The sequence below is a fragment of the Streptomyces fungicidicus genome (genome assembly GCF_003665435.1).
In the GTDB taxonomy this organism is placed as follows: domain Bacteria; phylum Actinomycetota; class Actinomycetes; order Streptomycetales; family Streptomycetaceae; genus Streptomyces; species Streptomyces fungicidicus.
Window position 1 is genome coordinate 4,586,310 of the sequence record NZ_CP023407.1, and the last position, 18,371, is coordinate 4,604,680.

Consider the following 18,371-nt stretch of genomic DNA (forward strand, 5'->3'; position numbering starts at 1 on the left):
TATGGCTACCACTTCACTTGACCTGGCCAAGGTCCGCAACATCGGGATCATGGCCCACATCGACGCGGGCAAGACGACCACCACCGAGCGGATCCTGTTCTACACCGGTGTGTCGTACAAGATCGGTGAGGTCCACGACGGCGCCGCCACCATGGACTGGATGGAGCAGGAGCAGGAGCGTGGCATCACGATCACGTCTGCTGCGACCACCTGCCACTGGCCGCTCGAGGACAACGACTACACGATCAACATCATCGACACCCCGGGGCACGTCGACTTCACCGTCGAGGTGGAGCGTTCCCTGCGTGTGCTCGACGGTGCCGTGACCGTGTTCGACGGTGTCGCCGGTGTCGAGCCGCAGTCCGAGACGGTGTGGCGTCAGGCTGACCGTTACGGCGTCCCGCGCATCTGCTTCGTGAACAAGCTGGACCGTACCGGCGCCGAGTTCCACCGCTGCGTGGAGATGATCTCGGACCGCCTGGGCGCCCAGCCGCTGGTCATGCAGCTCCCGATCGGTGCCGAGGCCGACTTCAAGGGCGTCGTCGACCTCGTGACGATGAAGGCCTTCGTGTGGTCCGCCGAGGCGGCCAAGGGCGAGATGTACGACGTCGTCGACATCCCGGCCACGCACACCGAGGCCGCCGAGGAGTGGCGCGGCAAGCTGCTCGAGGCCGTCGCGGAGAACGACGAAGAGATCATGGAGCTGTACCTGGAGGGCCAGGAGCCCACCACGGAGCAGCTGTACACCGCGATCCGTCGCATCACCATCGCGTCCGGCAAGTCCAGCGACACCACGGTCACCCCGGTGTTCTGCGGCACCGCGTTCAAGAACAAGGGCGTCCAGCCCCTGCTCGACGCGGTCGTGCGCTACCTGCCGACCCCGCTCGACGTGGAGGCCATCGAGGGCCACGACGTCAAGGACCCCGAGGTCGTCGTCAAGCGCAAGCCGTCCGAGGACGAGCCGCTGGCCGCGCTCGCGTTCAAGATCATGAGCGACCCGCACCTCGGCAAGCTCACCTTCGTCCGGGTCTACTCGGGCCGCCTGGAGTCCGGCACCGCCGTGCTGAACTCCGTCAAGGGCAAGAAGGAGCGCATCGGCAAGATCTACCGCATGCACGCCAACAAGCGTGAGGAGATCGAGTCGGTGGGCGCCGGCGACATCGTCGCCGTCATGGGCCTGAAGCAGACCACCACCGGTGAGACGCTGTCCGACGACAAGAACCCGGTGATCCTGGAGTCCATGGACTTCCCGGCGCCGGTCATCCAGGTCGCCATCGAGCCCAAGTCGAAGGGCGACCAGGAGAAGCTCGGCGTCGCGATCCAGCGTCTGGCCGAGGAGGACCCGTCCTTCCAGGTCCACTCGGACGAGGAGACCGGCCAGACCATCATCGGTGGTATGGGCGAGCTGCACCTCGAGGTGCTGGTCGACCGTATGCGCCGTGAGTTCAAGGTCGAGGCCAACGTCGGCAAGCCCCAGGTCGCGTACCGTGAGACGATCCGCAAGGCCGTCGAGCGCGTGGACTACACCCACAAGAAGCAGACCGGTGGTACCGGTCAGTTCGCCAAGGTGCAGATCGCGATCGAGCCGATCGAGGGCGGCGACGCCTCGTACGAGTTCGTGAACAAGGTCACCGGTGGCCGCATCCCGAAGGAGTACATCCCTTCGGTGGACGCCGGTGCGCAGGAGGCCATGCAGTTCGGCATTCTGGCCGGCTACGAGATGACTGGCGTCCGCGTCACGCTCATCGACGGTGGCTACCATGAGGTCGACTCCTCCGAGCTCGCGTTCAAGATCGCCGGTTCGCAGGCCTTCAAGGAGGCCGCGCGCAAGGCTTCGCCCGTGCTCCTGGAGCCGATGATGGCCGTCGAGGTCACCACGCCCGAGGACTACATGGGTGAGGTCATCGGCGACATCAACTCCCGCCGTGGCCAGATCCAGGCCATGGAGGAGCGGGCGGGTGCCCGCGTCGTGAAGGGTCTCGTGCCCCTCTCGGAGATGTTCGGTTACGTCGGCGACCTGCGCAGCAAGACGTCCGGCCGGGCCAGCTACTCCATGCAGTTCGACTCCTACGCCGAGGTTCCGCGGAACGTCGCCGAGGAGATCATCGCGAAGGCCAAGGGCGAGTAGCGGACTCCGTTTAACGGACCACGTTCACACGCTTTAGGCTTGACCCCGGAGCCTGCAAGTGGGCATTCCACCGCCAACCCGGTGGAATGCCCCGGGTCCGGGTTTCCCAGCAAAGATCACCTGGCGCCGATGAGTAAGGCGTACCAGAACCACTCTCAGGAGGACCCCCGTGGCGAAGGCGAAGTTCGAGCGGACTAAGCCGCACGTCAACATCGGCACCATCGGTCACATCGACCACGGTAAGACGACCCTCACGGCCGCCATTACCAAGGTGCTGCACGACGCGTACCCGGACCTGAACGAGGCCTCGGCCTTCGACCAGATCGACAAGGCTCCCGAGGAGCGCCAGCGCGGTATCACCATCTCCATCGCGCACGTCGAGTACCAGACCGAGACGCGTCACTACGCCCACGTCGACTGCCCCGGTCACGCGGACTACATCAAGAACATGATCACGGGTGCGGCGCAGATGGACGGCGCCATCCTCGTGGTCGCGGCCACCGACGGCCCGATGCCGCAGACCAAGGAGCACGTGCTCCTGGCCCGCCAGGTCGGCGTTCCGTACATCGTCGTCGCCCTGAACAAGGCCGACATGGTGGACGACGAGGAGATCCTGGAGCTCGTCGAGCTCGAGGTCCGTGAGCTGCTCTCCGAGTACGAGTTCCCGGGCGACGACCTGCCGGTCGTCAAGGTCTCCGCGCTCAAGGCCCTCGAGGGCGACAAGGAGTGGGGCAACTCCGTCCTCGAGCTCATGAAGGCCGTGGACGAGAACATCCCGCAGCCCGAGCGTGACGTCGACAAGCCGTTCCTGATGCCGATCGAGGACGTCTTCACGATCACCGGTCGTGGCACCGTCGTCACCGGTCGTATCGAGCGCGGTGTCCTCAAGGTCAACGAGACCGTCGACATCGTGGGCATCAAGAACGAGAAGACCACCACCACGGTCACCGGCATCGAGATGTTCCGCAAGCTGCTCGACGAGGGTCAGGCCGGTGAGAACGTCGGTCTGCTCCTCCGTGGCATCAAGCGCGAGGACGTCGAGCGCGGCCAGGTCATCATCAAGCCCGGTTCGGTCACCCCGCACACCGAGTTCGAGGCCCAGGCCTACATCCTGTCGAAGGACGAGGGTGGCCGTCACACCCCGTTCTTCAACAACTACCGCCCGCAGTTCTACTTCCGTACGACGGACGTGACCGGCGTCGTGACCCTCCCCGAGGGCACCGAGATGGTCATGCCGGGTGACAACACCGAGATGAAGGTGGAGCTCATCCAGCCCGTCGCCATGGAGGAGGGCCTGAAGTTCGCCATCCGTGAGGGTGGCCGGACCGTGGGCGCCGGCCAGGTCACCAAGATCAACAAGTGAGCTTGCTGATCTGACCTGGTAGCTCCTTCCGCGAGCACCTGGGAGGGCCCGCACGACCTCGGTCGTGCGGGCCCTTTCGCGTGCGCGGAGCTTTCGGCTGCTTGGTGTCAACGGCGCTCCCGGGGTGTCACTCGTTCGCCCGAATGAAGAGGCATATCTGCCCGGCACATGCCGCGCCGCCCATAACTTCGCCTCATGGTCAGCTCATCCCATGAGGCCCTGCACCGGATCTTCCAGCAGGACCCGGGCCTCTTCGCCCGCGCCGCCAGACACCTCGGCGTCGCCTTCCCTCCACCCGTCTCCGCCACCGAACTCTCCACGGACCTCACGGAGACGCAGCCGCTGGAACGCAGGGTGGACACGCTGCTGCGGATGGACACCGAGGACGGCAGTTTCCTGCTGGCGGTCGAGTCGCAGGGCCGGCCGGCCCCGGACAAGCCCGCCAGCTGGGCGTACTACCTCTCCTACGTGTACGCCAAGTACCGCGTCCCGCCCGTACTCCTCGTCGTGTGCGCGGACCGGGGGACGGCGGCCTGGGCGGCCCGGCAGGTCGACATCGGCCCCCGCCAGTGGCCCTCGCTCACTCTGCGCCCGCTGGTGCTGGGGCCCGACGACGTACCGGTGATCGACAGCCCCGACGAGGCCGCTCGGGACATCCCGCTCACGGTCCTGTCCGCGGCGCTGCACCGCCGTGATCCGGGCGCCGATGCCATACTGAACGCGCTGGCCAAGGCACTCAAGAGCGTGTCGGCCGACGACGAGGACACCGCAACCACCTTCATCGAACTCACGGAACAGGGCCTCGGCACGACGCAGGCCGCGGAATTGTGGAGGCATCTCATGGCCGTCGACCTTTCGTTCTTCCAGTCGCAGACCGCTCAGAAGCTCCGGGCGGAGGGCCAGGCGAAGGGCCGGGCGGAGGGCCGGGCGGAGGGCCAGGCGGAGAGCCGGGCGAAGGACCTCCTGTTGCTGTTGGGGCATCGGGGTGTCGAGGTTTCCGAGCAGGATCGGGAGCGGATTGTCGGTTGTGGTGATCCCGATGTGCTGGGCCTGTGGTTCAGGAACGCCCTGACCGCCGCGTCGACGGCGGAGATCTTCGCGTCGGCCGGGGAGTCGGGCCTCGCGGACTGATGGACCTTTCGTTCTTCCAGTCGCAGACCGCTCAGCAGCTCCGGGCGGAGGGCCGGGCGGAGGGCCAGGCGGAGAGCCGGGCGAAGGACCTCCTGTTGCTGTTGGGGCATCGGGGTGTCGAGGTTTCCGAGCAGGATCGGGAGCGGATTGTCGGTTGTGGTGATCCCGATGTGCTGGGCCTGTGGTTCAGGAAGGCTCTGACCGCCACGTCGACGGCGGAGATCTTCGCGTCGGCCGGGGAGTCGGGGGCCGCGGAGCGGTGACAGGGAAGCGGCCCCGGGTGCGCCGTCGTGGCGGCCCGGGGCCGCTTCCGTCCCCCGTCGGTCAGGTCATCACACGCGCTGCCACAGCGCCGGGACGTTCGGGGGCTCCCGGCCCGGCAGGGCCGGTGGCCGGGGCCGCGGTAGGTGACCGTGTCGCCCGGATCCGCTTGAGCTGGGAGCTCAGTGCGGGCTGGGCGAGCCCGAGGTCGGTTGCCGCCCGGGTGAGGCCGCCTGCGCCCGCGATCGCCCGCATCGTTCTGGGATGCCGTAACTCCAGCTCCATGCGGGGAGCTTGCGGGGTGGGGTGACGGGGACGGGGCAGGTGACGCGGGTCCGGCCGTCAGCGTGGCAGGCGCAGTCCGTCGATCAGGACGCCGGCCAGGCGGCGCGCGTCGTAGCCGGGATCGCTCTCCGCGCCGATGCAGAGGTTGCCGACGCCGCGCATGAGGGTCAGGGCGTCGATGTCGGTGCGGATCTCATGAGCGGAGATCGCGGCGTCGAGCAGCTCCGCGCAGACCGGCAGGAGACGGTCGATGAAGTAGGTGTGCAGCCCTTCGAAGCCGCTGTCGTCGGACCGCAGGACGGCGGCGAGCCCGTGCTTGGTGACCAGGAAGTCGACGAACAGGTCGATCCACTGCCGCAGGGCGGCGTGCGGGGTCGCGGCGGCGGCCATGAGTGCCGGCCCGGCCTCGGCGCAGGCGTCCACCTGGTGCCGGTAGACGGCGATGATCAGATCGGCCCGGGTCGGGAAGTGGCGGTAGAGGGTGCCGAGCCCGACGCCGGCCCGGGACGCGATGTCGCGCACCGGGGCGTTCACGCCCGACGTGAGGAAGGCCGCGACGGCCGCCTCGAGCAGCGTCTCCTTGTTGCGCCGGGCGTCCTTCCGCCGTGACCGGTCTCCGGGCCCGACGCCCTCGTCGCTCTGGTTCACCGCGTTGTTCCTCCAGATCTCGCGCGCTCCCGCATGGTCTCACGCATGCCCGCGCACGCTCACTCCTTCGAATGCTTGCCAAAACGGAACAGTGTTCCGTATCGTTTGGAGCGTACCGGAACAGTGTTCCGTTTCGGGTTCCTTCTGTCATGAGGAGACACAGTCATGCAGTACCGCACCCTCGGCCGGACCGGCGTCCAGGTCAGTACGCTCGCGCTCGGCGCGATGAACTTCGGCGCCATCGGGCGCACCGGCCAGGAGGAGGCCACCGCCATCGTCGACGCCGCCCTGGAAGCCGGCGTCAACGTCATCGACACCGCCGACATGTACGGCGGCGGGGAGTCGGAGGAGATGGTCGGCAAGGCCATCGCCGGGCGCCGCGACGACATCGTGCTGGCCACGAAGGCGACCATGCCGATGGGGGAGGAGCGCAACCACCGGGGCGGTTCGCGCCGTTGGCTCGTCACCGCGCTGGAGGACAGCCTGCGCCGGCTCGGCGTCGACCACGTCGACCTGTACCAGATGCACCGCTGGGACCCGGCCACCAGCGACGAGGAGACCCTGTCCGCGCTGACCGACCTGCAACGCGCGGGGAAGATCCGCTACTTCGGCTCCTCCACCTTCCCCGCGTACCGCATCGTGCAGGCGCAGTGGGCCGCGCGGGAGCTGCGCCTGGGCCGGTACGTCACCGAGCAGCCCAGCTACTCGATCCTGCAGCGCGGGGTCGAGACCCACGTCCTGCCGGTGACCGAGGAGTACGGGCTCGGCGTGCTGGTGTGGAGTCCGCTGGCCTCGGGCTGGCTGTCCGGCGCGATACGCGAGGGGCGCGACGTCGCCACGCACCGCTCGACGGTCATGCCGGACCGCTTCGACCCCTCGCTCCCCGCCAACCGGGCCCGGCTCGACGCCGTCGAGCGGCTGGCCGAGGTCGCCGAAGGGGCCGGGCTGACGATGATCCAGCTGGCGCTCGGATTCGTGACCGCGCATCCCGGTGTGACCAGCGCGCTCATCGGCCCGCGCACGCCGGAGCACCTGCGGGCGCAGCTCGCCGCTGCCGACACCGTGCTCTCCGCCGACGTGCTCGACGCGATCGACGGGATCGTCGCTCCGGGCGTCGACCTGGCCCCGCACGAGAAGCGCGACACGCCGCCCTCGCTGCTCGACTCCTCACTGCGCCGCCGCTGACCGCCCGGAGGCGCCCACCGGTCCGGGCTGGAAGCGCCGTACCCGGCCTGCCTCGCGCGGCGGGTCGCCGGCGAAGTCATCGGGTGCGGGGTGGGCGAATGGCCGCGGGCACGGGTGTCGCCGCGCCGCTCACGCGCTGCGGGACACCCTGAAGGAGGTGCGGCGTCACGCCTTGCGGGCCACCGCCACATAGGCCCCGCTGTGGACACCGTCCTGTCCGGGGACCGGCTCACCGAGCTCCGGATGCCACTCCTCGGCGGCCACGATGCCGGGGCCGACGATCTCCAGCCCGTCGAAGAAGCGGGCGAACCGCTCCCGGCTGCGCATGTCCATGGTGAGCCCGCCAGCCCGGTACAGGTCTGTCACCTTCTTCGACGCCTCCTCCGGGTGGAAGTCGGGCGTGAGGTGGGACATGATCAGGTGGCTTCCGGGCGCCAGCGCCTCCTTGAGCCGGTCCACCAGCTCGTACGCCCCGTCCTCGTCGCCGATGAAGTGCAGCAGCGCGATCAGGGAGAGCGCGACCGGCCGCTCGAAGTCCAACGTCCTGCGGGCGCGGTCGACGATGGCGGCGGTGTCGCGGGCGTCCGCCTGGACATAGTCGACGACCCCTTCGGGGGTGCCGCGCAGCAGCGCCTCGGCGTGGACCAGGACGATGGGGTCGTTGTCGCAGTACACGACCCGTGCGTCGGCGGCGAGGCCCTGAGCCACCTGGTGCAGGTTCGGCTCCGTCGGGATGCCGGTCCCGACGTCGAGGAACTGGCGTACGCCCTGGCCGGCCACCCAGCGGGTGGCCCGGTGCATGAACGCCCGGTTCATCCGCGCCATCACGGGGATGGGCGGCGCGAACGCCACGAGCTGCCTGCCCAGCTCCTCGTCCACCGGGTAGTTGTCCTTGCCGCCGAGGAACCAGTCGTACATCCGCGCGGGATGCGGCTTACTGGTGTCGATCCGTATGGGAGCGTCCATGCCGGAGTTCCGCTGATCCACGTCGATTCCCCTTGTCCCGCGCGGCAGTTGACCTTCCGCGGCCGTGAGCCGCCACGATAACCGGGCCTGATCGGTGCGGTGCGCCGGGCACCACCGGAAGTGATCGACCAGGGGTTCCACCACCGCCGGGTCACGGAGTAACGCGCCCACTTCGAGATGCCGGTGGCCACGGCAACGAAGGAAGCCCGGCGGCCCCGGGCGCGGGGTCAACCACCGGTGTACGGCCGTGAGCACACGGCGGGCGGTACATCTCAGGTCTGGGCTGGACGACGGCGTGGAGCCGCGCTCGTAGTGTCATGCGCAGGTCGAAGGACCTGGGGCCGGCGTGGCAAGGGGCACGGCGGCCGACCACACCGATTTGGGGGAATCACCATGAACTTCCGTGTCAGGGCCGCCCGTGCGGCGTTCACCACGTCCGCGTTCGTCGCCGCGGCGATGCTGTTCGGTACGCAGGCCGCCTTCGCCGGCACCAACGACAGCTTCTCGGTGAGCACGACGGGCGGCGGATGCGGCGCGGTCGACTTCGTCGACTACGGCGCCGGCGCCCCGGGCGGCGGCAACAACGACGACTACCTCGTCATCCACGACTACTGCAGCGACGGCAAGGGCGTCCGGGCGTACGCCTGGATCGGCAGCCTCTACCTCGGGGCCAAGAACAACACCAACGGGCTGGCCGGCGCGGCCGTCGTCTGGGATCCCTTCAAGGAGTACGGCAACATCATCGCGGGCACCAAGGTGGGCATCAAGGTGTGCCTCTTCAACAGCAGTAACACGCTGAGCAGTTGTGCCGAGGCCTCGCGCGTGAGCGTCGACGGCTGACGCCGGAAACGTGTGGCGCACCACCGAGGGGAGTGGTGCGCCACGCCACCGGCGGGTCAGCGGGTCCGGCCGGGGACGACCAGGCCGCTCTCGTACGCCATGACGACCGCCTGGGCGCGGCTGTTGAGGGAGAGCTTGGTCATGATGCGGTGCAGGTGCGTCTTCACGGTGCCCTCGGTGACGTGCAGTTGTCCGGCGATGGCCTCGTTGTCGATGCCCAGGCCGACCAGCCGCAGTACCTCGCGCTCGCGTGCGGTCAGGTCCGACAGCGCCTCCGGCTCCACCGCGGAGGCGGGCTGGCGGGTGTAGGCCTCCACCAGACGCCGGGTGACGGCCGGGGCGAACAGCATCTCGCCGCGCGTCACGACGCCGACCGCCTCGATGAGCCGCCGCGGCGAGGTGTCCTTGAGGAGGAAGCCGCTGGCGCCGGCCCGTAAGGCCTCGTACACGTACTCGTCGACGTCGAACGTCGTCAGCACGATCACGTGCGGCGGGTCCGGCACCTTCCGCAGGATCGTCTCGGTGGCGGCGATGCCGTTCATGCCGGGAAGCCGGATGTCCATGAGGACGACGTCGAAGCGCTCGCGTTCCGCCGCCGCGACGGCCGCCTCGCCGTCGGAGACCTCCCGCACCTCGGTGATGTCCGGCGCCGTACGGAGCAGGGAGGCGAGCCCGGCCCTGACCAGTTCCTGGTCGTCCACCACGAGTACGCGTGTCATGGTCGTCCCTGCCCCTCCGCCTCCTCCGGGCCCGCACGGCGCGGCTCACGCAGCGGGAGGGCCACCTCGACGTCGAACCCGCCTCCGTCCTGCGGCGTCGCGGACAGACGTCCTCCGCAGATCCTGGCCCGTTCGCGCATGCCGATCAAGCCGAGTCCCGCGCCGGGGACGGTTTCAGGTCGCTCGCCCGTGCGAACGCCACCGCGCGGGCCCCCGTCGTCGCGGATCGCGAGGACGACCTGGTCAGGGGTGTAGTCGAGGCTGAGGTCGACCCGTGCGCCGGGGACGTGCTTGATGACGTTGGTGAGCGCCTCCTGGGCGACCCGGTAGACGCACACGTCGACGACGGGCGGCAGGGGGACCGGCTCACCCGCCGCCGTGAACCGGATGTCGAGGCCCGCCGCCGTGGCGCCGCCGACCAGTTCGGGCAGCTGGTCGAGGCGGGGCGCCGCCTCGTACGGAGGCTCCTGGCCGGCGTCGTCGGACTGGACGCGCAGGACGGTGAGCAGGCGCCGCAGCTCGTCGAGCGCGCCGCGCCCCGTCTCGGCGACCGTCCGCAGGGCGCCGCGGGCCGCCGGGACGTCCGAGGTGAGCACCGTCTCCGCGAGCCCCGCCTGAATGGTGATCACCGACAGGTGGTGGGCCACCACATCGTGCAACTCGCGTGCGATCGCCATGCGTTCCAGCGTGACGGCGTTGCGGGCCCGCGCCTCCTGCTCGGCCACCAGGTCCGCCGTCACCTCGCGCAGCCTGGCGTTGGCGCGGACGAGGAGGTAGCGAGTATGGCCGAAGGCGATGGCCACCACGGGGACGAGCGCGGCCTGGGCGACGACCAGCGCGGGATGGAGACGGCCGGCGAGACCGCTCAGCACCATCACCGCGCCCACCGGAGCGGCCGCCGCCCAGGACACGGCGAGCGGACGGCATCCGGCCACGCTGAGCAGACCGACGACCGGTGTCCAGACGTTCACGGACGGTTGGTAGCCGAGGCCGAGATAGACGGCGTACGCGGCCGCCGACGCCTGCACCGTCGTCACCGGGAGCCGGCGCCGTACCGCCAGGGGCAGTGCGGCCAGACAGGACAGCGCGTACCCGAGCGCGTCGAAGGTGTGCCAGCCGGGCGGCCGGTAGTAGGCGCCCGCGATGCAGCCGACCGCCGCGAAACCGACGGCGACGGCGGAGTCGGCCACGAGGGGCGGCAGGCGACGTAATCGAGACGGGGTCATCGCGGGATGCTACGGCCGACCCCGGCGGGCCGTCCCGGCCTCCGCACAACGGGTCTCAGATAGCGGACAGTCCTGCGCGGTTCTTGCCGTTCCGGTTTACACAGAGGTAACACTGAGAGGCTGGCCGCCTCGGGCAACCTTCTTCCTCACCCCCTGAGCGGCCGCTGTCCTGCGCGCGGCAACGGCGCCGAGCGCCCATCACCGGTACCCGTACCGGTGTCAGCCGCGCCAGAAGGGGCCCCCGTGAGCTCTCGACCCGACTCCAAGACTTCGCTCGACCGACTGCGTGCCGAGATCGAGCGGCGCAACCCGGCGGAACCCGAGTTCCACCAGGCCGCGCGCGAGGTGCTGGACACACTCGCCCCGGTGCTGGCCGCGCGTCCCGAGTACGCCGTGCCGGGGCTCGTGGAGCGGCTCGTCGAGCCGGAGCGGCAGATCATGTTCCGGGTGCCGTGGCAGGACGACCAAGGCCGCGTCCACGTCAACCGGGGCTTCCGGATCGAATACAACAGCGCCCTCGGCCCCTACAAGGGCGGTCTGCGCTTCCACCCCTCGGTGAACCTCGGCATCATCAAGTTCCTCGGCTTCGAGCAGATCTTCAAGAACGCCCTGACCGGCCTCGGCATCGGCGGCGGCAAGGGCGGCAGCGACTTCGACCCGCAGGGCCGCAGCGACGCGGAGGTCATGCGCTTCTGCCAGTCCTTCATGACCGAGCTGCACCGGCACATCGGTGAGTACACCGACATCCCGGCCGGCGACATCGGTGTCGGCGCCCGCGAGATCGGCTACCTGTTCGGCCAGTACCGGCGGATCACCAACCGCTGGGAGGGCGGCGTCCTCACCGGCAAGAGCGCCGGCTGGGGCGGCTCGCTGATCCGTCCCGAGGCGACCGGATACGGCAACGTGCTGTTCGCGGAGGCCATGCTGCGCTCCCGGGGCGAGGACCTGGAGGGGCAGACCGCGGTCGTCTCCGGCTCCGGCAACGTCGCGATCTACACCATCCAGAAGCTGGCCGCCCTCGGCGCCAACGCGGTGACCTGCTCCGACTCCAGCGGCTACGTCGTCGACGAGAAGGGCATCGACGTGGAGCTGCTCCGCCAGATCAAGGAGGTCGAGCGCGGCCGGGTGAGCGCCTACGCCGAGCGCCGGGGCGCCTCCGCGCGCTTCGTGCCCGGCGGGCGGGTCTGGGAGGTACCGGCAGACGTGGCCCTGCCGTCGGCGACCCAGAACGAGCTGAACGCCGTGGACGCCGACGCCCTCATCCGCAACGGCGTGAAGGCCGTCTCCGAGGGCGCCAACATGCCGACCACCCCCGAGGCCGTGCAGCTCCTCCAGCAGGCCGGCGTCGCCTTCGGCCCCGGCAAGGCGGCCAACGCGGGCGGTGTCGCGGTCAGCGCGCTGGAGATGACGCAGAACGCGTCGCGCACCTCGTGGAAGGCCGACCAGGTCGAGGACGAGCTGGCCCGCATCATGACCGACATCCACACCACCTGCGCCGAGACCGCCGAGCGGTACGGCGCCCCCGGCGACTACGTGACCGGCGCGAACATCGCCGGCTTCGAGCGGGTGGCGGACGCGATGCTCGCGCAGGGCGTCATCTGACGCACGGGTGAGCCCGCCGCCGGCCCCGCGAGGGGCGCGGGCGGCGGGTCCCGGGACGCGCGGCGGGACGGTCGAAGCAGCCGCTTCCGCCGCCCGCCCGCCTGGGCCCTGTGGGGCGCGCGGGGAAGGGCACGGAGGGAAGGGCGTCAGCCCGACGGCTCGACGACCTCCTGCGTCCCGACCACCGACAGCAGATCCAGCAGCCCCGCGCTGTCCGTCCCGACGGCCGGGGTGAACCAGAGCAGCCGCTGACGCCCGTCCTCGCTGAACAGGTGCAGACAGTTGACCTCGATCGGACCCAGCGTGGGATGGACGAGCCGCTTCCGGTCGTCCCGCCGGAAGGCCACGTCGTGGTCGGCCCACAGCGCGGCGAACTCCGGTGAGACGTCGAGCAGCGTCCGTACCATCGCCCCGGCCTCGGGGTCCTTCGCGTCCCTCCGTGCGACGGCGGCCCGCAGGTCCGCGACGAAGGAGCGGGAGTGCCTTTCGTGGTCGGCCCCGGGGTACTGGTCCCGGGTCGCGGGTTCGGTGAACCACCGGTGGACGAAGCTGGCCCGGGGGCCCCGGAAACCGGACTGGTCCCCGAGCAGCGCCACCGCGAGCGGATTCTGCACGAGGGTGACGTGCAGGTCGGTGATCACCTGCGCCGGCGTCGAGGCCAGGCGGCCGAGCAGGTCCAGCATGCCGGGGTGGACGTGCGAGGCGGTCCCGCCCTGCACCGGCACCGGGCGGTCCGCCAGGCGGTACAGGTAGTCGCGCTCGTCGGCGCTCAGCCGCAGCGCCCTCGCCAGCGCGGCGATCATCTGCTCGGACGGCTGGGATCCGGCCCCGCGCTCCAGCTCGTTGTAGTAGTCCACCGACGCTCCGGCGAGCTGGGCCACTTCCTCGCGGCGCAGCCCGGGCACCCGACGTCTGGGCCCGGCCGGCAGACCGACGTCGGCCGGGCGGATGCGTTCCCGCCGTGAACGCAGGAACGTCCCCAGCTCGGCGTACTTCGCGGCGCTCATGGCGCCCATTGTGCGTCGGGCCGGGCCGCCGACCCAGGGGATGACATCCCCTGGATGCGCCGGCCGCCGCCGCGCAGGGTGGAGGCATGACCACGAACCAGCACCAGAGTCAGGACACTTCCGCTCCGGCAGCCGTACGCGTCGCCGTCGTCACCGGCGGATCGCGTGGCATCGGCCGGGCGGTCGCGCGCAAGCTCGCCGAGGACGGCCTGGCCGTCGTCGTGAACTACACCCGTGACGAGGCTTCCGCCGAGGAGACGGTGGCGGCGATCACCGAGGCCGGCGGCCGGGCGGTCGCCGTACGGGCGGACGTGGCGGAGGAGAAGGAGGTCGCCGGGCTGTTCGACCGGGCGGAGGAGGAGTTCGGCGGCGTCGACGTGGTCGTGAACTCGGCCGGGCGGATGGTCCTGTCGCCCATCGCCGACCTGGATCTGGCGGCACTCGACGCCCTGCACCGCACCAACATCCGGGGCACCTTCGTGGTGGCCCAGCAGGCGGCCCGGCGGCTGCGCGCGGGTGGCTCGTTCGTGGCGTTCTCGTCCTCCGTGGTCGGCACGCAGTTCCCGGCGTACGGGGCGTACGCGGCGAGCAAGGGCGCCGTGGAGGCGATGACGCTCATCCTGGCGCGCGAGCTGCGCGGACGGGACGTCACGGTGAACACCGTGGCCCCCGGCCCGACGGCCACGGACATGTTCCTCACGGGCAAGACCCCCGAGCAGGTCGACCGGCTGGCCAAGACGCCGCCGCTGGAGCGACTGGGCACGCCCGACGACATCGCCGCCGTGGTCGCCTTCCTCGGCAGCCCCGCGGGGCGTTGGGTGAACGGCCAGGTCCTGCGCGCCAACGGCGGCATGGTCTGACGACGGCGCGACCGCACGACAACGAACCCACCACCACCCCCTGTCAGGAGACACCCATGCCTTTCGCCCAGTTCAAGGTCCCCGCGGGCACCCTCACCGCCGAGGACAAGAGGAAGCTCGTCGAGCGCACTACCGACCTCTACGCGGAGATCTACGGGGAACGGGCCCGCCCCACCACCGTCGTCCTCGTCGACGAGGTCCCCGACGGCGGCTGGGGGGTCGCCGGCGACGTCCTCACGGCCGCGATGCTGAACGGCACCGCCTGACCGTCCCCAAGGCCGCGGACCCAGGTCCGTCACGCCGTCACGGCGTGGGGATGCCGGCCGGACGGGCCGGGCGTCCGAAGCGGGCGGGGACGCCCGGTGAGTACAGCACGCTCACCGGCTCCCCGGCCGGCGCCGGCAGACCCGCCGCCGTGACCAGGTCCTCCTCGCACTCCACCAGCTCGGCCCGGTGCAGGGGCCAGCGCGGATGCGCGTTCGGCAGGTACAGCGAGCGCCCGAAGAACGCGCCGTGCATGCCCCAGCGGGCGGTGAGGAAGTGCTCCAGCGCGGTCGGCTCCCCGATCGGCTCGCCCCGGCGCACGGTGATACGGCCGCCGGCGCCCCGCGGCCCGGGCCAGCGCCGGGAGGCGGTGTACGTCACCGTGTCCCCGCCGGTGTGCTCCACGCGCATCCGGGACCAGAGGTACGGCATCCGGAACCCGAGGCGCCCGACCGCCACCGGAATCAGCCGGGAGGCGTCCAGGGACAGGAAGACCACCCCGCGCCGCCCGTGCGCGTCCACCGAGTACAGACGGACGTTGGTCTCCGGGAAGTTCCCGAGATACGGAACGCCCGGCAGCCGCAGCCACCCCACCCGGTGCATCCGGAACGCGACGAGGCCGACGTACGTGACACCGTCCAGGGTGTCGGGCACCGTGCCCGGCGGCAGCAGACCGGCCACCTCCGCCGGGTCCACCGCCCAGTGCAGAAACGTCAGGTCCAGCCACGACTGGGTGAGCAGCGGGCGCGCGATCGTCTCCGGCGGGTCCGGCGTGATGGGCTGCGGTGGCGGGGGCACCGCGCCAGTATCACGGGGAGCGGAGCCCGCGGTACGGCCGCACGGGTGAACGTGGCGGACGCCACGATGTACCCCACACGGCCCTGGCGGCCGACCGGCCCGCGCGGGAAGGCTTGAGCCATGCAGAAGCTCTCCCTCGACGCCCTCGCCCGCGAACACCTGGAACGCGCCGCCGCTACGCCCAGCGGCCGCAGCGCCACCACGGTCTTCGGCGGCCACGAGCACACCCTGCGCCAGACCCTGCTCGCGCTGACCGCGGGCACGAGCCTCGCCGAGCACGACAGTCCCGGCGAGGCGACCCTGCTGGTGCTGCGCGGCCGAGTCCGCCTCTCCAGCGGCGACACTGAATGGGAGGGCCGCTCCGGCGATCTCCTCGTCATCCCGCCGGCCCGTCACGGCCTCCAGGCGCTGGAGGACGCGGCGGTGGTCCTTACGGTCGCCAAACGGGCATGATCGAACGGCCATGTGGCGAAGGGCGTGCGCCGCTCGGGGAGGACCGTTTCGCGCCCGGGTGCCGGGTGCGCTTCAGGTCATGCCTACCGATCGGCAGGAACACGCGGGATCGCAAGGCCTGATCGAGGTGTTGAAGTTCGCCGACGGCACGGCGGTAGGACGTTCCGACGGCGCGTTCAACGGCCGCCCGGTTTCGAGCCCCAAGGACCTCCGGATCCTGGAATTGCGCTATCGCATGATCCCGGCGCAGGCTCTCACGCCGAGGGAGTCGCAGGCCTTCATCGAGCGAACGCTGGGGAGACTATGAGCACTGCAGAACTCCACTGGTTCAAGAGCAGCTACAGCGACAGCAGCAACGGCAACGACTGCATCGAAGTCGCCCCCACCCTCACCACAGTCCACGTCCGCGACTCGAAGAAGACCTCCGGCCCGCGGCTCGCGCTCACGCGGGAGGCATGGGCGGACTTCGTGACCTACGCGTCGCAGAGCTGACCCCCACGACGCCCGCACGCCGCCCGGGGCCGAAGCCTCACCTGGGGTGCAGGGCGCCGGCGGTGGCTCAGTCGGCCTCCTCGATGATGTCGAGCGGCGACAATGATCGTATGAAAGACATCGTGTTCACGCGCGGGGGCTGGATTCCGAGCGTGGTCCGCCAGGACGGGGAGCTGAGGCTGCTGCTGGGTGCGGGGGCGGATGCCACGCACAGTCCCCGTACGTTCACGTTCCCCGTGCGGGAGGACCATCTCGCGGTGATCCGGGAGGACCTGGGACGGCATCTGCTGCTGTGGAGTGCGGTGATTCCGCTGTGCGACGCCGCCGGAACCCGGGGACCGCTCGACGAAAGCGCCGCCGTCGCGCTGCTGGACCCGATCCTTCTCTCGCCCCCGGCGGACGTCGACGCGCTGTTCCGGCGCATCCCGTGGGTCAGGGGCACACTCGTCGCCCACGGGGCCGACATCGAGATGCTGGACGGCGGCCGGGTCCACGCGGCGACGCGCACGGCGACGGAGACGCCCGACCGGAAGCGGGCGCAGGACGACGCCGCGCGGCGCCGCCGTGCGGCGAGGGGCGTCACGCTCTCGCCGCTCGATGCCGCGATCCTGCGGTACACGGGCCAGTACGCACACGGCGCGACGATCCCGAAGCGGCTGCCCGACGCCGTCGACCCCGTGCTGCTGCCCGAGGTCATGCGCGTCCTCGCCACCGCCGAACAGGCGTGCGCCGGCCTGAGCATCGGCCGTGATCCGCGACAGGGCAAGCGCGCCACGGACAAACGGGACTGGAAGCGGATGGAGGCGGCGGTGAGCGGGGCCGTGCGCGGCGTCCACCCCGGCCTCGCGGACGACGCGGTGCGCACCGTGAGCTTCCTGATGTGCTCGGAGGCCGCGGACCGCGCCAAGGACACGCTCCTGGACGACGGGAACGCCACCGGTGAGCGGGCGGGAACGGTCCTGTCGTTCACCGACGACAAGAAGACCGAGAAGACCTGGCGTCCGGGCAGCCGTCTGAGCGCCACCGCCGAGTTCTGGGAGTTCGTCGGCGACCGCTCCGCCACGGACAACAAGGTCTTCACCATCGAGGACGAGGAGCGGGGCGAGGGCATCCAGGTGCACTTCTACGCGGACTCGGCGGCCCGGATCACCACGGTGCGGGAGGGCACGGACGGTTCCGATCCGGAATACCGGGTCGAGTACGCCCTGATCGACGGGATGAGCGGCTACCGCGGCCTGGTGGGTGCCTTCGTCCGAGGTGGCTGTGCCGCGCTCGACGGCCTCGGCCCGTGGATGTCGGACAACGAGGAGTTCGAACGGGCGCGACAGCGGCGCGACGCCGCCCGGTAGCCGGCCGGGGCACGGGGGCACTGCTTTCGTGCCTTCAGCCGCGTGTTGCGGGCGCTCCGGCGTTTGATCTGCGTCACCCGGGGGGTACTCTCTACCGCCCGATTGGCCAGGGCACCGCCCTCTGTGGCAAACTGTCGGAGTTGCTCGGTCGAGCGTTGATGCTGCGCGCCTCCCGCCGGGAGGACCGGAAGCGAGTCCCACAGTACTCGTCGTCCCAGGTATTACATCGAAAGGTGTAGGGGCGGACGTACGGGAATCTTCCGGGAAGCGTACGCGCGGCGCCGGCCAGGCACCCGGTGGGTGTTTCGCCCCCGGTCCGCGGTGCTGGTAAGGCCGTGTCAATCCCGCAGGGATGTTCGAACAAGGGACATCTGTGTCAGGTGGAGAGCGACACGCCCGACCGCGTGGGTCGGAGCGAAAGGGATCCCTGCCGGGTTCCGGAGCGTAAAGAGAGACAGGACTACGAAGTAGCCATGGCGGGACAGAAGATCCGCATCCGGCTCAAGGCCTACGACCACGAGGTCATCGACTCTTCGGCGAAGAAGATCGTCGAGACGGTGACTCGCACTGGTGCGTCGGTCGCGGGCCCGGTGCCGCTGCCCACTGAGAAGAACGTGTACTGCGTCATCAAGTCGCCGCACAAGTACAAGGACTCGCGCGAGCACTTCGAGATGCGCACGCACAAGCGCCTGATCGACATCCTCGACCCGACCCCCAAGACCGTTGACTCCCTGATGCGACTCGACCTCCCGGCCGGTGTCGACATCGAGATCAAGCTCTGAGGCCGGTGATCT

19 protein-coding genes and 2 pseudogenes are annotated in these 18,371 nt (G+C 70.3%); 14 read left to right on the forward strand and 7 right to left on the reverse strand.

All coding sequences use genetic code 11. The annotated features are described in order from the left end of the window. Position 1 precedes the first annotated feature (1 nt). The 4 genes from fusA to CNQ36_RS21065 all read left to right on the forward strand — a co-directional run bounded on the left by fusA (position 2) and on the right by CNQ36_RS21065 (position 4,885). Positions 2-2,128, forward strand: a complete 2,127-nt coding sequence (fusA, locus tag CNQ36_RS21050; RefSeq protein ID WP_121547146.1) for an elongation factor G — start codon at positions 2-4, stop codon at positions 2,126-2,128. A gap of 169 nt (positions 2,129-2,297) precedes the next feature. Continuing rightward, complete coding sequence (gene tuf, locus CNQ36_RS21055; RefSeq protein ID WP_004927329.1) at positions 2,298-3,491, forward strand: elongation factor Tu; 1,194 nt, start codon at positions 2,298-2,300, stop codon at positions 3,489-3,491. Positions 3,492-3,686: 195 nt separating this feature from the next. Then, positions 3,687-4,622 carry an RpnC/YadD family protein gene (locus tag CNQ36_RS34800; protein WP_163013319.1) on the forward strand — a complete coding sequence of 312 codons (936 nt, stop codon included), beginning with the start codon at positions 3,687-3,689 and terminating at the stop codon, positions 4,620-4,622. Continuing rightward, complete coding sequence (locus CNQ36_RS21065) at positions 4,622-4,885, forward strand: hypothetical protein (protein ID WP_121547147.1); 264 nt, start codon at positions 4,622-4,624, stop codon at positions 4,883-4,885. Before CNQ36_RS34800 ends, CNQ36_RS21065 begins: the two co-directional genes overlap by 1 nt. A 160-nt stretch (positions 4,886-5,045) precedes the next feature. Here CNQ36_RS21065 and CNQ36_RS21070 read toward each other — a convergent pair. Beyond that, a pseudogene (locus tag CNQ36_RS21070) lies at positions 5,046-5,168 on the reverse strand (LysR family transcriptional regulator); the annotation flags it as partial. Positions 5,169-5,225: 57 nt separating this feature from the next. Next, positions 5,226-5,816 (reverse strand): TetR/AcrR family transcriptional regulator, encoded by a 591-nt coding sequence (locus CNQ36_RS21075; RefSeq protein WP_121547148.1) that lies wholly within the window; start codon positions 5,814-5,816, stop codon positions 5,226-5,228. Between the two features lie 165 nt (positions 5,817-5,981). Here CNQ36_RS21075 and CNQ36_RS21080 point away from each other — a divergent pair, with 165 nt between their 5' ends. Further along, positions 5,982-7,001 carry an aldo/keto reductase gene (locus tag CNQ36_RS21080; protein WP_004927323.1) on the forward strand — a complete coding sequence of 340 codons (1,020 nt, stop codon included), beginning with the start codon at positions 5,982-5,984 and terminating at the stop codon, positions 6,999-7,001. 165 nt (positions 7,002-7,166) lie between these two features. On the opposite strand, the gene CNQ36_RS21085 is transcribed toward CNQ36_RS21080, so the two are convergent. Further along, entirely contained in the window at positions 7,167-7,967 is an 801-nt protein-coding gene (locus tag CNQ36_RS21085; RefSeq protein WP_050782451.1) for an SAM-dependent methyltransferase, read from the reverse strand. Between the two features lie 393 nt (positions 7,968-8,360). On the opposite strand from CNQ36_RS21085, the gene CNQ36_RS21090 reads away from it, so the two are divergent. After that, complete coding sequence (locus CNQ36_RS21090) at positions 8,361-8,807, forward strand: hypothetical protein (protein ID WP_121547149.1); 447 nt, start codon at positions 8,361-8,363, stop codon at positions 8,805-8,807. Positions 8,808-8,863: 56 nt separating this feature from the next. On the opposite strand, the gene CNQ36_RS21095 is transcribed toward CNQ36_RS21090, so the two are convergent. Together CNQ36_RS21095 and CNQ36_RS21100 are read right to left on the reverse strand one after the other, a co-directional pair. After that, a complete protein-coding gene (locus CNQ36_RS21095) occupies positions 8,864-9,526 on the reverse strand; it encodes a response regulator (RefSeq protein WP_121547150.1) in 663 nt (220 codons plus the stop codon). After that, positions 9,523-10,716 carry a sensor histidine kinase gene (locus CNQ36_RS21100; RefSeq protein ID WP_121547151.1) on the reverse strand — a complete coding sequence of 398 codons (1,194 nt, stop codon included), beginning with the start codon at positions 10,714-10,716 and terminating at the stop codon, positions 9,523-9,525. The genes CNQ36_RS21095 and CNQ36_RS21100 overlap by 4 nt, the downstream gene beginning before the upstream one ends. A gap of 279 nt (positions 10,717-10,995) precedes the next feature. Between CNQ36_RS21100 and gdhA the strand changes: the two genes are divergently transcribed. Then, entirely contained in the window at positions 10,996-12,354 is a 1,359-nt protein-coding gene (gene gdhA / locus CNQ36_RS21105) for an NADP-specific glutamate dehydrogenase (RefSeq protein ID WP_163013320.1), read from the forward strand. Positions 12,355-12,500: 146 nt separating this feature from the next. Here gdhA and CNQ36_RS21110 read toward each other — a convergent pair whose 3' ends face one another. Next, positions 12,501-13,361 (reverse strand): helix-turn-helix transcriptional regulator, encoded by an 861-nt coding sequence (locus CNQ36_RS21110; RefSeq protein WP_121548538.1) that lies wholly within the window; start codon positions 13,359-13,361, stop codon positions 12,501-12,503. Between the two features lie 86 nt (positions 13,362-13,447). Here CNQ36_RS21110 and CNQ36_RS21115 point away from each other — a divergent pair, with 86 nt between their 5' ends. Next, entirely contained in the window at positions 13,448-14,221 is a 774-nt protein-coding gene (locus tag CNQ36_RS21115; RefSeq protein ID WP_121547153.1) for an SDR family oxidoreductase, read from the forward strand. 56 nt (positions 14,222-14,277) lie between these two features. Next, the gene (locus CNQ36_RS21120) at positions 14,278-14,487 is read left to right on the forward strand and encodes a 4-oxalocrotonate tautomerase family protein (RefSeq protein WP_121547154.1); all 210 of its coding nucleotides are present in this window, start codon (positions 14,278-14,280) and stop codon (positions 14,485-14,487) included. Between the two features lie 37 nt (positions 14,488-14,524). Here the strand turns inward: CNQ36_RS21120 and CNQ36_RS21125 are convergent, their stop codons facing one another. After that, positions 14,525-15,283 (reverse strand): YqjF family protein, encoded by a 759-nt coding sequence (locus tag CNQ36_RS21125; protein ID WP_121547155.1) that lies wholly within the window; start codon positions 15,281-15,283, stop codon positions 14,525-14,527. Between the two features lie 120 nt (positions 15,284-15,403). Between CNQ36_RS21125 and CNQ36_RS21130 the strand changes: the two genes are divergently transcribed. The 5 genes and pseudogenes from CNQ36_RS21130 (at position 15,404) to rpsJ (ending at position 18,359) form a co-directional block, all read left to right on the forward strand. Further along, entirely contained in the window at positions 15,404-15,736 is a 333-nt protein-coding gene (locus CNQ36_RS21130; RefSeq protein WP_121547156.1) for a cupin domain-containing protein, read from the forward strand. Positions 15,737-15,803: 67 nt separating this feature from the next. Continuing rightward, positions 15,804-16,043, forward strand: a pseudogene (locus CNQ36_RS21135) (Scr1 family TA system antitoxin-like transcriptional regulator); the annotation flags it as partial. After that, a complete protein-coding gene (locus CNQ36_RS21140) occupies positions 16,040-16,228 on the forward strand; it encodes a DUF397 domain-containing protein (RefSeq protein WP_121547157.1) in 189 nt (62 codons plus the stop codon). The pseudogene CNQ36_RS21135 and the gene CNQ36_RS21140, both read left to right, overlap by 4 nt. A 110-nt stretch (positions 16,229-16,338) precedes the next feature. Continuing rightward, complete coding sequence (locus CNQ36_RS21145; protein ID WP_121547158.1) at positions 16,339-17,577, forward strand: DUF6357 family protein; 1,239 nt, start codon at positions 16,339-16,341, stop codon at positions 17,575-17,577. Positions 17,578-18,050: 473 nt separating this feature from the next. Continuing rightward, the gene (gene rpsJ, locus CNQ36_RS21150; RefSeq protein ID WP_003948644.1) at positions 18,051-18,359 is read left to right on the forward strand and encodes a 30S ribosomal protein S10; all 309 of its coding nucleotides are present in this window, start codon (positions 18,051-18,053) and stop codon (positions 18,357-18,359) included. Positions 18,360-18,371: the final 12 nt, after the last annotated feature.

What these genes read in the sequence shown, in the direction of transcription:
- fusA (WP_121547146.1), top strand. Translation starts at nt 2, where the DNA reads ATGGCTACCACTTCACTTGACCTGGCCAAGGTCCGCAACATCGGGATC.
- CNQ36_RS34800 (WP_163013319.1), top strand. Translation starts at nt 3,687, where the DNA reads ATGGTCAGCTCATCCCATGAGGCCCTGCACCGGATCTTCCAGCAGGAC.
- CNQ36_RS21065 (WP_121547147.1), top strand. Translation starts at nt 4,622, where the DNA reads ATGGACCTTTCGTTCTTCCAGTCGCAGACCGCTCAGCAGCTCCGGGCG.
- CNQ36_RS21080 (WP_004927323.1), top strand. Translation starts at nt 5,982, where the DNA reads ATGCAGTACCGCACCCTCGGCCGGACCGGCGTCCAGGTCAGTACGCTC.
- CNQ36_RS21085 (WP_050782451.1), bottom strand. Translation starts at nt 7,967, where the DNA reads ATGGACGCTCCCATACGGATCGACACCAGTAAGCCGCATCCCGCGCGG.
- CNQ36_RS21090 (WP_121547149.1), top strand. Translation starts at nt 8,361, where the DNA reads ATGAACTTCCGTGTCAGGGCCGCCCGTGCGGCGTTCACCACGTCCGCG.
- CNQ36_RS21095 (WP_121547150.1), bottom strand. Translation starts at nt 9,526, where the DNA reads ATGACACGCGTACTCGTGGTGGACGACCAGGAACTGGTCAGGGCCGGG.
- CNQ36_RS21110 (WP_121548538.1), bottom strand. Translation starts at nt 13,361, where the DNA reads ATGAGCGCCGCGAAGTACGCCGAGCTGGGGACGTTCCTGCGTTCACGG.
- CNQ36_RS21115 (WP_121547153.1), top strand. Translation starts at nt 13,448, where the DNA reads ATGACCACGAACCAGCACCAGAGTCAGGACACTTCCGCTCCGGCAGCC.
- CNQ36_RS21120 (WP_121547154.1), top strand. Translation starts at nt 14,278, where the DNA reads ATGCCTTTCGCCCAGTTCAAGGTCCCCGCGGGCACCCTCACCGCCGAG.
- CNQ36_RS21130 (WP_121547156.1), top strand. Translation starts at nt 15,404, where the DNA reads ATGCAGAAGCTCTCCCTCGACGCCCTCGCCCGCGAACACCTGGAACGC.
- CNQ36_RS21140 (WP_121547157.1), top strand. Translation starts at nt 16,040, where the DNA reads ATGAGCACTGCAGAACTCCACTGGTTCAAGAGCAGCTACAGCGACAGC.
- CNQ36_RS21145 (WP_121547158.1), top strand. Translation starts at nt 16,339, where the DNA reads ATGAAAGACATCGTGTTCACGCGCGGGGGCTGGATTCCGAGCGTGGTC.
- rpsJ (WP_003948644.1), top strand. Translation starts at nt 18,051, where the DNA reads ATGGCGGGACAGAAGATCCGCATCCGGCTCAAGGCCTACGACCACGAG.